The organism is Soehngenia saccharolytica DSM 12858 (genome assembly GCF_059568515.1).
This window is the reverse complement of sequence record NZ_JCANTN010000043.1, coordinates 1-11,332: the sequence shown is the minus strand read 5'-3', so window position 1 is coordinate 11,332 and position 11,332 is coordinate 1. Positions and strand designations below refer to the sequence as shown.

Below are 11,332 nucleotides of genomic sequence, written 5' to 3'. Positions count from 1 at the left end.
TCATGGTTCAGGCCAAAATAAACTGGCTTTATGGCTAAGATAAGAAGCCAAAGAAATGTATTTAATGATTAGAAAAGAAGACTATATTATTATTTAAGAAATTGATAATTATTACAGTGGAAAACTGTAATTTGATTATAACTATATTGTACAAGGAGGGATTTTATGACAAAGAGAAATTTTCTCTACATTATCGGTGGATTAATTATGATAGTAGCCAGTGTTACGGCTTTCGTAAATCCTTTAGCTACAGTTGCTACTTTAGCAATTATTATCGGAGCAGTCAGTGTAGTCAGAGGTATTATGATGATAATAGCTTATTGGAACTTAAGAGAAGAGTTTAATTTCAGATCTAAGTTTATGTTGTTCTTTGGCATTTTATTAACTTTATTTGGAATATTGCTGTTATTTAAGACTGAATTTGCTATAAATATTTTGACTTATGCAGTAGCCATCTGGTTTATAGTAGAAGCTGTACAAAATTTCTTCTCAGTTGGATTTTATAAAAAAATTAGTCCAGCTATTTATTCAACAAGTATTGTAATGAATATTTTATTGTTGCTCTTTGGAGTTTTGCTACTACTTAATCCTCTAATCACTTGGGTAACAGTTTCTGTTTTAATAGGTCTTATTCTATTGGTAGCAGGACTCAATTACTTGATTTATGGTATTGTGTATAGAGAAAAGATATAGGTTAACCTATATCTTTTCTTCTTTTAAAGCTTTTACAAGTGAAACCATTGCCAGAAGCATTACAAATATGAATGGGAATGCAGCTGCTACGGATGCGGTTTGTAGCGCTTGCAATCCTCCTGCTAAAAGCAATGAAGTTGCCAGTAATGCTTGAACAATTCCCCATATAAACTGTTTTTTCGAACTAGGATTTAAATCACCATGTGATGATAGCATTCCTAAAACAAATGTAGCTGAATTAGCAGAAGTTATGAAAAATGTTCCCAATAATACCACGGTTATCATTGACAATACTGTACTGAGCGGATAATAATCGAAAACTTTAAAAAGTGCTGTAGAAGGATTAGCAGCTGCTAAAGATAAACCCTCCAAGCCTATTCTATCAAGTAAATTCATTCCCATAGATCCAAAAGCAGCAAACCAAATCAGAGAAACCAATGCAGGTGCTAACATAACTCCTCCTATGAACTCTCTAATAGTCCTACCTTTAGATATTCTAGCAATGAATGTCCCAACAAATGGCGCCCAAGCAATCCACCAAGCCCAATAAAAAATGGTCCATGCGTTAGTCCAAGAATTATCTCCCATAGCTTCTATATGCAGACTATCTGATATAAAATTATTTAAATACAATCCAATTCCATTTGTAAGTGAATTAATAACTTTTAAAGTTGGCCCCAATAATATTGTCAATATCAGTAATGTAAACGCTAAAATAAGATTCATATCCCCTAAAAATTTAATCCCTTTATCAATTCCACTAACAGCTGTCCAAATATATAACACTGTTATAACTCCAATGATTATAATTTGCACTAACCTTGTTTCAGGAATATCAAATAAATAATTTAGCCCGCTATTTATCTGCATAGTACCTAACCCAAGTGATGTAGCAACTCCAGCTACAGTAGCAAATACAGCTAATATATCTATAGTCTTTCCTATTGGGCCATTTATTCTTTTTTCTCCAAATAACGGTATGAATATACTGCTTATTAACCCGGGTTTGCCTTTTCTAAATTGAAAATATGCTAAAGCTAAACCTATTATGCTATAATTTGCCCAAGGATGAAGCCCCCAATGCATGAAAGACGCTTTCATAGCAAAGTTAAAAGCTTGAGCAGTACCTGCTTCTATCCCATTAGCTGGTTTTACAAAATGTGAAATAGGTTCCGCAACGCCCCAAAATACCAATCCAATGCCCATTCCCGCTCCGAATAGCATTCCAAACCACGATTTTGTACTATATTCAGGTTTTGAATCCTCACTTCCAAGCTTAATATTCCCATATTTACTAAACGCTAAAACAACAGCAAATATTACAAAAATAAACATTGATATTAAGTAAAGCCATCCAAATTTATTGGTTAAAAAGCTCAATAGCGAATTTGCAAATCTAGAGAAATTATCTTGTGCAACTATGCCCCAAGCAACAATTCCAATAGCTAAAATCAACGATACATAAAAAACAGTATTATCTTTTTTTCTTGCCTTTTCCATGATATTCCTCTCCTATCCATTTTTTTAAGAGAACACAAGGGGCATAAAAGCCCCAAATTAAATTTTTACCTTAAATACTGTTTGGTCTTCTATATCTGTGGTTAGAGCGTCTAAAGCTACTCCAACTCTGTGATATCTCAATTTATATTGTTGTTCTTTTGGAGTTAATGGATCTCCCAATGGATAAGGAATTGATATCGTTGGAACTATTCTGTTTGCTCCAACAGTCAATGCTACTGGAACTAAATTGCACATTTGAACTACAGGAATTCCTGCTCTCTCTATTTCTTTTACAATCGTTGCTCCGCAACGAGTACAAGTACCTCAGGTTGAAACCAATATAACTCCATCAACCTTGTCTTTCTTAAGTTCTTCGACTATTTCTTTACCCATTCTGCTAGCTTCTTTTTGTGTTGTTCCAGTGCCAACTGTGCTGTAAAAATATTTATGAAGTTTCCCTATTTTCCCTTCTCTTAAATACTCTTTCATAACATCCAGTGGTAAAATAACATTAGGATCCGCATCTGCAGCAGCAGGATCAAACCCTGCGTGTATTGTCTTATACACCCCGGACTCTAGTCTTTCTAAATTCGAAATATCGTATTTACCCCATCTTGTTGCTGAGGCAGATTGAATTCTATCTGGATTCTCTACGGGAACTATTCCTCCTGTTGTGACAAGTGCAATATTAGCTTTCGACAAATCTTTTATTGGATGTGCTATATCTACTCTATCCTGTTTTGGAATAGGGAGCTCTGTGACAAAATCTTCATTATTCAACTTCTTGATGAGCATTTCTACTCCTCTTCTTGCTGCAGTTTTCTTATCATCAAGCCAAACTTGAGATCTTATGCCTCTCTCAAAGAAACCTTCTTCATCAGCTGAGCCTGTTTTCTTGCCATTTAGAATTTTATTTGCAAAATCAGCCATCTTCTTTACATCATCTCTTAGTTTAGCTGCTGATTTACCACCTTTAAAAATGTATATATCTTTTTTGAACATATCGACTCCGGGGTTTTCTTCATTCATTGAGGTTATAGCTTCAACATTGAACTTTTCTTTAACTGCTTTACATATTGTACCACACGCAACACCATACCTACCCGCATTAAAAGCTGGCCCTGCTATAAAAATATCAAAATCAATACCTTCTAGAAATTTTAATATCTCCTCAACTGCTTCATCAGTATGAGTTCCCATGAAATTATCTCCGCAGATTATAGTATGCGTTACCTCAGCATCTATCATGCTGTTTAGTGCTAATGAAGGTCCTACGAGCCCTTCTCTAATCTCAGGCTTATAATCTGCCATCTCCTCTCCACCAATGCCGGCAAAAAATTGATTTATATAATGAACTGCTTTTTTCATCTTTACACCTCCTAAAATTCTTTCATTGTCTTTATAGACCAGCCAGAAATTCCATCACCACAAAACATTGCATTGTTTTCCATAATTATTGACCCATCTTCTCTAACAGAAGAACCAAGAATTTCGTCATAACTCCATCCTCCTGACAAGCCATCTCTAGCGAGAGCTTCTAGTTCCCCTATTACTTTATCTGCCTTTGGAAGTTCTATTAATTCGGAAACATTTCCAGTAGACACTAAAGCATCCGCTTTTTCATCTAATGTCACTAAAGGTTGACTTGCACCATCTCTTCCAGTACATTCGTTACTTATTCCTACAGTCTTTACACCTACATCCTCTAAAGCTCTTATGCACATAATATAATCCGCATCAGGATTACCATACCCCTCTTCTGTGACAATCGCGCCATCTGCGCCTAATGATTTAGCCATTTGTGCTACAAATATAGAAGATCTCTTTTTTTGTTCTAGAGAAACATTCAAATTTGACATTATGACTCCTAAAAAGTTAATGCTCTTTCCATGTTCTTTGTATAACTCTTTTATGGTAGGGAAATTTTGAAAATCGTAAGTTGACCATTTCGATGAGGCTGGCATAAAACTTCCTGAAATCAATGCTCCGTCAAGAACTTCATTTGGATGCATGAAAGTAGGTAAGTATTTATTCATATCCCATCCATAAACTAAATCATTATAACCCAATTCCTCCATCTGTGATTGTGGCTGCATTACTAGGACAACTGAAGGCAATTTAGAAACGTTTTCTTCCCTCTTTAGTATAGGATCTAATTCAAATACATCAATTGTTTCTGGATCCATTTCTTTGACAATGTTTCCTAAATACTCGGCAAATCTATGTGTTGCCCATCTGATCGCTCTGTTTTTCTTTTGTTGCTCAAATCTTTCAAATTCTTCATCGGTATCAGCTACTATGCAAATATTAATTAATTGTGAGAATAAAGTATACTTCGCACCTTCTCCACCCATGTCAATTAATCCATCGCCAAAGCTACCATAGTGCATTCCAACTCCGAGGACACTAACTCCTTTTAATGCGTGAACTCTTCCACTACCACATGCTTCTAATTCTCCCGTAACACCAGGAAAAGTGCTTCTTCCGTCAGGCCTAACCCTTGGTTCTACGGCTTCTTTCACAGGAACTATACGAGTATTTTCTCCTGGTTTAGCAATCTCAATATCCACATCTGTGATATGCTCATCTTCTTTGATAAAAGCTAAAGCATCTTCCTTGTTGATAGTGAGTATGCCGTCCTTGTAAGATGTCTCCTCGCCAAAAAGAACATCTTTAACATAAAAATTACCAATCTCTAATTTCATTATTTCACTCCCTTTTATTATAATCATGATTATCTTTGTTAAAAATTATATTATCATAATCACGATTAGATTACAATAATTATTATGAAATTTTTAAATATTTATTTAATTTGTATTGAATTTTTAAATATTCGATTATTTGTGATTAATTACAGCACAATATAACAATATAAATTGTAAGATAACCATATTTATGTTAAGATATTCTAAAATTACTAATTGGTGATGTTATGAGAGATAAAAAATCACAAAAGAAAAATATGATGTTAAAATTTATAAATGCAGCCGAAGAGATAATAGAAGAGTCTGGATTTAATGGCGTGAAAATAAGAGATGTTGCTAAAAAAGCTGGATTTAACAGTGCTACCTTATATAATTACTTTGAAAATCTAGACCATTTGCTTTTCTACACTGCCATGAGAAGTTTAAAAGACTACGCTCTAGCTCTAAGAACTTATCTTGTCGATGCGAAAAATGCAATGGATATGTTCTTAAAAGTATGGGAATGTTTTTGTGACTTTGCATATGATAAGCCAGAAATTTATAATGCTATTTTCTTTCCTAATTTAGATAAGCATTTTGAACACTATGTTGATGAATATTATAAATTTTTCCCTGAAGATTTAGTAAAATTTGATGAAAACATAACAACTATGCTTCTTAAAAGTGATATCAAAGAAAGGGGTAAAACAACTGTTTCTTTATGCGTTGAAGAAGGCTTTATAAGAGAAGAAGATGCGGAAAAGCTAAATGACATGACTCTATTGATCTTTGAAGGAATGCTAAAGAGAGTACTAAGAAATCAAATAAGTTATGATGATGCGAGAAATAATACTATGGAATACATAAAAAATATCGTAAAGGTGTTTTTGATAAAAGAATATGAATTTTATTATTAATAGATTGAAAGATAAATAATTAATTAATTGATCAACCCCCAGCACCGCTAGATAGGCTTCATTCATATGGTAGTATTAGACTTTGTTTTGATATGCAAACTCATCCACTCTGCTTCACCCTGATGTGATTTCTGTTCGTCGGTTAAGGACTTTGCCTCTAGCTTCCTTAAGATTCCGCATAACCATGGACACTCTTACTCTTATCTAACTGTTCCTATTACCAAGCCCGTATCGGACTTTCACCGACTAGTTTACGCCCATGCTGGGCGCACATAAAAAATAGCTTAAAGAAAACTTTAAGCTATTTTTATATTTATTTTAATTCTTTCAATAATTCTCTTAAATATTCATATACTCTTTGTGCAGAAGATATTGAAGCTCTTTCTTCTGGAGTATGGACTTTTTCTAAATCCGAACCAATAGATATAATATCCATATCTGGATACTTCTCATTAATTACACCGCATTCAAGTCCTGCATGAATGACAGTTGTTTCCATATCTTTGTTGTACATGTTTTTAAATACTTTCACTGCAGTATCTCTTAATTCAGATTTTGGTTTATATTCCCATTTAGGATATTGATTTACTATCTTGTAATTTGCATTGTTCTTTTCAATTACCGAAACGATTTTATTTCTAAGATCATCCATAGATTTTTGTGAGGAAGATCTCATCGAAACTATCATGATAAATTTATCATCTTTAGTGTCAATTCTCGCTAAATTATCAGAGCTTTCAACAATTTCAGGGTTATCTGGAATCATTGTAAACACTCCAGTAGGAATATCCCTGATTAGATTCATGATAGCTTCAGTACTTTCTTTAGATAATACTTTATTTACATCTGCAGACCTAGTTATGGCTATAGTTATATTCCCTTCGATTCCTTTATTTAATTCTAACACTGTTGATTTTATTTTATCTAATGCTTTTTCCACTGATTCAACATCTGATTTTTTAATACCTATTTTAGCTTCTGTTTCTCTAGGAATTGCATTATCTTTCGTTCCACCATGTATTTCAATGATCCTTAAATCGGATATTTTAGATATTTCCTCAAGGACTTGATTTAATACTTTGTTTGAATTTCCTTTTGGTTTATGAATTTCAATTCCTGAGTGTCCTCCAACTAACCCTGTCACTTTAACTGTGTATTCAATGTATTCATCACTATTTTCATAGTTCAAAGGAAGCTCTACTTCGATCGTCTCTCCACCAGCAGACCCCATAGTGAGTATTCCCTCTTCTTCCGAATCAAGATTTATATATCTTCTGCCATTTAAAACTTTATCTGATAAATTTATTGCGCCATCCATGTTAACTTCTTCTGACACTGTTACTAATAATTCCAATTCAGGATGCTCAAGAGTATCGTCTTCAATTAATGCCAATCCCATTGCCACCCCTAATCCATCATCTGCTCCCAAAGTGGTTTTATTTGCTTTAATCCAGTCTCCATCTACAATTAATTCAATAGGGTCTTTAGAAAAGTCATGAGGCGAATCTGATTCTTTTTCGCATACCATATCCATATGACCTTGCAATACAACTCCTACTGAATTTTCGTATCCTTTTGTAGCAGGTTTTCTGATTATGATGTTGAGATGGTCATCTTGAATTGTTTCGAGACCAAGCTTTTCTCCAACTGATTTTAGATAGTTACTAACTTCTCTTTCGTGATAACTACATCTAGGTATTTTAGTTAATTCTTCAAAATAGTAAAAAACTCTTTCTGGTTTTAGTCCATCTAAAACTCCCATTTTATCCCTCCTATAAATGAGAAAATCTACACAAGTCACTTGTGCATACCTTTTTTCCACTTTATATTATATACTCTTATATAAAGATAAACAATATATATACAAATATATGTAAATACTATTTATACATAAGTTTGAATTAAATGAGAATGTTTGTTGCGAATCTATTCAGATTATTAAATGCTACCTAAACTAATTTAAAATACATAATGGTAGCTTTATGATATAAGTCACTTATATATAAATTTTAGTTAAATGGAGTGAAATCTTACTGTCTAATACTATGAGCTAAATCATTAATTACAACAGGGTCTGCATTTTCAAGGGATTTAATTAATTCATCTTCTTTCCCAGATAAATTTTCTCCATTGAAAATTAGAGCATTCCATAACTCAGTTAACGCAGAGGAAAGTCTTTCATCATCTGTAAATTGTATTGCTGCATATATATTGCTAGTTAACGCTTCTAAAACGTTCTCATTATTGCTTACTTTTAGATCCTCTAATTTGTTTATTGCAAATGAAATTAATGTTTCTCTTCTTATTGCTCTATCTTTTAAATCATTATGATGGCCTACATAAAAACCTGTAAGAAAACTAATAAAGATAGAAATAATTAGCACGCTTAATAAATAAAATCTCTTCATATTTGTCATCTCCTCACTCATTATTTTACATAAAAAGTTCTAAAATCATTACTCTCTGTGATTTTAATGATGCAAACTAATATTATGTTTATGTATGAGCAAGAAAGCACATCATAAAATAATATACAATCTTGCTAAATAAAAAGCTAACTCATATTAGTTAAGTTAAACTATTTTTAAATTAGCAACATAAATTATTTTTTTTTACCTTTCAATATCCTCTAAGTCAAGTTCATCTATTAATCCACTTTCAACCATATCTTGATAAGTGTACATCTTAAAAATATGATAACCATCTTTATCAACTGAAATGTAATTTTCTTCTATCCATAAAATTCATTTTTCAAGATCTTTTTTTATCATGTCAAGGGTATCATAATCTACATGGTTAATTAAACTCACTGAAGCAACGAACAAATTGTAGTAATTATTAATCAAAGATGTGATTTCAGTTGCAGAATTCTCTTTTGTCCCTTTGCTCTTACTGTATGCATTCTCATAACGATTCAAAACAAATTCAAAGTTCCTCGATATCTCTAACAAATCTCCAATATAAAATACATCTATAGTGATTACTTAATGGTTAAGTCATCTGCTAGACTTGTATCAATAATCTAGACACAAGTCCCATTATATATAATTAGCTCAAGTTATTGACTTAATATTTTTTTCTTCTCTATTTCAAATTCTTCTTGTGTTAAAATGCCTTCGTCCAATAAACTTTTTAATTCTCTTAGCTGCTCTACTTTATCCTTTTGATTTTTAGTTGAGACTGTTGAATTTTCAACTGTATTTGCCAATGTATTACCAAGAGCAATCCCAGCACCTAATCCAGCAAGGCCTCCTTCTTGTTTAGATGCATCTCTAAGCGCTCTAGCAGTTTGATATTGCATAAACGTATCCATGTCATTTTTGACAATCCCAATGCCAGACTGTTCATCGATTAATTTTTCTACTTCTTCTGGTAGTGAAATGTTTTCTATAATAATATCACTAAACTGAACGCCTATATCTTGAGCGCCCTGATTTAATCTCTCTTGTATAAGAATTGATAGCTTTTTATATTGAGATGCTAAATCTAAAATTGAATATTCGCTTTCCCCTATAATAGTAGCAAATGTCTCAGAAACCATTGATGAAAAATATTGTATTATATCGTATGTCATTATTATACCTTTTGTACCAAAGATTTCTCTCATAAAAGTCTTTGCATCAACAATTCGAAACGCGAATTTCCCAAAAGCCCTGACTCTTACCATATTGAAGTCCTTATCCCTCTTAATAACTGGATTTTTGGTTGCCCATTTGTTGTCAATAAACTGTTTTGTGCTTACGAAGTAAATATCAGCAATAACCGGAGAATTGAACAAAAAAGGGAATGCTTCTAGTGAAGTTAAAACAGGAAAATTTTCTGTGTTTAAAGTATAAGTTCCTGGCTGAAGTACATCTGCGATCTTCCCTGATTTTAAGAAAATAGCTACTTGGCTTTCACGCACTATAACCTTGGATCCTTGTTTTATTTCATTATTTCCACTAGGTCTAACATATTTACTCACGATTAGCTTATTAGTAACGTCTTCGTACTCTATTACATCTAGAAATTGATCTTTTACTGAATCCCAAATACCCATTGTATCACCTCATTACTTTAATAACAGCCCATTAGCATCTTTAAATGAACCAAAAATGATAGAAATTAAATCTATTATTACACCAATGCCAAACAATCCACCTGTTAATAAATATAATAATCCTTTTCCTATCTTACCAACATAAAAATTGTGTCCTCCTAAAACTCCTAAAAATAGGCATAAGATTAAGGCTACTTTTTTGCTTTTTGTGCTATAATTGACTCTTGACAAATTTAAATCATAATTATTCACTTGAACATTATTTATTGTATAATGTTCTCCTTCCTTTATACCATTTCTATCTAAATTCTCCTTTGCTATTACAATTTCATATCCACAGTAACCACATTTACTGTTCTGGATTGGTGCCCCACATTTTGGACATTTTTGCTCCATAATTCGAACCTCCTATATAGTTTATTTATTTAGTCATAAATATAAAATATTATTTCCCATTTCATGAAATGCACAAATAGATACTATTTTATATATTTATTAACAAGGATATTCATATTTCTTTTGAAAATTCTTCATTCAAAAAAGTGATATTGTTACAAAACAACCTTGTTTTAAATATAGTACATGAATTATGTATTCTCAATATAAATCTTAAACCATCAACAAGTAACATGTTTTTTCAAAAGCAAATGATACATAGCAGCGTTTTATAAATACGATTTTGCATTGTACTAAAATCATTTTAAAATATATCTTCATTGTAAGCCAAAGATCACAACGATATAATAATCTTGTAATACAACTTTAATATTGATGTGAAAGGAGAGTCCAGCAAAATGAATATATATTCGCAGGAAACAAAAACTCGAAAATATATAGTAACAGGAGCTGCTGGGCACTTGGGGAGTACAATTATTAGGAAACTAATTGAATTAGATTATGAGGTATCTGGACTTCTTCTACCTGGCGAAACACCAAAAGTGATAGGAAAAAACATCACTTATCATATAGGTGATGTCTGTGATATCAATTCTCTCCAAAAACTATTTCAAGAAGATGAAAATAAGGAAATATATTTGATTCATACCGCTGCATTAATATCCATAGCAAATAAAATACCCCCCAAAGTACATGAAGTTAATGTGGGTGGTGTTAAAAACATTATAAAACTCTGTGAAGAAAAAAATGTGAAAAAATTGGTATATGTCTGCTCTGTTCATGCTATTCCAGAGCTCCCTAAAGGGCAGATTATGAAAGAGCCAGATTCATTTTCGCCAGAACTTGTCAATGGTGGATATGCCAAAACAAAAGCTGAAGCTGCTCAAGCTGTTTTAGATGCTACAAAAAAAGGATTAAATGCTGTAATTGTATTGCCTTCTGGAATTATTGGACCATATGATGATGGTGGAAATCACCTAATTCAGATGATTTCTGAGTACATGCATGGTAAACTTCCTGCATGTGTAATTGGTGGATATGATTTTGTCGATGTGCGAGATGTAGCTTTAGGGTGTATCCTTGCAGCAGAATATGGTAAA

At 32.5% G+C, this 11,332-nt stretch carries 11 protein-coding genes; 3 read left to right on the top strand and 8 right to left on the bottom strand.

Annotated elements, in window-relative coordinates; translation table 11 throughout:
- Nucleotides 1–165: 165 nt before the first annotated feature.
- Complete coding sequence (locus BO51_RS09440; protein WP_496486114.1) at nt 166–693, top strand: DUF308 domain-containing protein; 528 nt, start codon at nt 166–168, stop codon at nt 691–693.
- Between the two features lie 6 nt (nt 694–699).
- On the opposite strand, the gene BO51_RS09435 is transcribed toward BO51_RS09440, so the two are convergent.
- Genes BO51_RS09435 through BO51_RS09425 form a run of 3 tightly spaced genes read right to left on the bottom strand, consistent with a single transcriptional unit; the run spans nt 700 to nt 4,898 of the window.
- A complete protein-coding gene (locus tag BO51_RS09435) occupies nt 700–2,193 on the bottom strand; it encodes a glycine betaine uptake BCCT transporter (RefSeq protein ID WP_496486112.1) in 1,494 nt (497 codons plus the stop codon).
- A gap of 57 nt (nt 2,194–2,250) precedes the next feature.
- Entirely contained in the window at nt 2,251–3,561 is a 1,311-nt protein-coding gene (gene grdH / locus BO51_RS09430; RefSeq protein WP_496486110.1) for a betaine reductase selenoprotein B, read from the bottom strand.
- 11 nt (nt 3,562–3,572) lie between these two features.
- Nucleotides 3,573–4,898, bottom strand: a complete 1,326-nt coding sequence (locus BO51_RS09425; RefSeq protein WP_496486108.1) for a glycine/sarcosine/betaine reductase component B subunit — start codon at nt 4,896–4,898, stop codon at nt 3,573–3,575.
- A gap of 230 nt (nt 4,899–5,128) precedes the next feature.
- Between BO51_RS09425 and BO51_RS09420 the strand changes: the two genes are divergently transcribed.
- A complete protein-coding gene (locus tag BO51_RS09420; RefSeq protein ID WP_496486106.1) occupies nt 5,129–5,797 on the top strand; it encodes a TetR/AcrR family transcriptional regulator in 669 nt (222 codons plus the stop codon).
- 313 nt (nt 5,798–6,110) lie between these two features.
- Here the strand turns inward: BO51_RS09420 and BO51_RS09415 are convergent, their stop codons facing one another.
- The 5 genes from BO51_RS09415 to BO51_RS09395 all read right to left on the bottom strand — a co-directional run bounded on the left by BO51_RS09415 (nt 6,111) and on the right by BO51_RS09395 (nt 10,232).
- Nucleotides 6,111–7,559, bottom strand: coding sequence for an aminoacyl-histidine dipeptidase (locus BO51_RS09415; RefSeq protein ID WP_496486104.1), 1,449 nt, complete (start codon nt 7,557–7,559; stop codon nt 6,111–6,113).
- 268 nt (nt 7,560–7,827) lie between these two features.
- Nucleotides 7,828–8,205, bottom strand: coding sequence for a hypothetical protein (locus BO51_RS09410; protein ID WP_496486102.1), 378 nt, complete (start codon nt 8,203–8,205; stop codon nt 7,828–7,830).
- A gap of 336 nt (nt 8,206–8,541) precedes the next feature.
- Nucleotides 8,542–8,748: a hypothetical protein gene (locus BO51_RS09405; protein ID WP_496486100.1), complete on the bottom strand. Its 207-nt coding sequence runs from the start codon at nt 8,746–8,748 to the stop codon at nt 8,542–8,544.
- A 107-nt stretch (nt 8,749–8,855) separates the two neighbouring features.
- On the bottom strand, nt 8,856–9,836 hold the full coding sequence (locus BO51_RS09400; RefSeq protein ID WP_496486098.1) for an SPFH domain-containing protein: 981 nt from the start codon (nt 9,834–9,836) through the stop codon (nt 8,856–8,858).
- Nucleotides 9,837–9,848: 12 nt separating this feature from the next.
- The gene (locus BO51_RS09395; protein WP_496486096.1) at nt 9,849–10,232 is read right to left on the bottom strand and encodes an NINE protein; all 384 of its coding nucleotides are present in this window, start codon (nt 10,230–10,232) and stop codon (nt 9,849–9,851) included.
- Nucleotides 10,233–10,630: 398 nt separating this feature from the next.
- Between BO51_RS09395 and BO51_RS09390 the strand changes: the two genes are divergently transcribed.
- Nucleotides 10,631–11,332, top strand: a 702-nt coding sequence (locus BO51_RS09390) for an NAD-dependent epimerase/dehydratase family protein (protein WP_496486094.1), incomplete at its 3' end; no start/stop codon positions are given.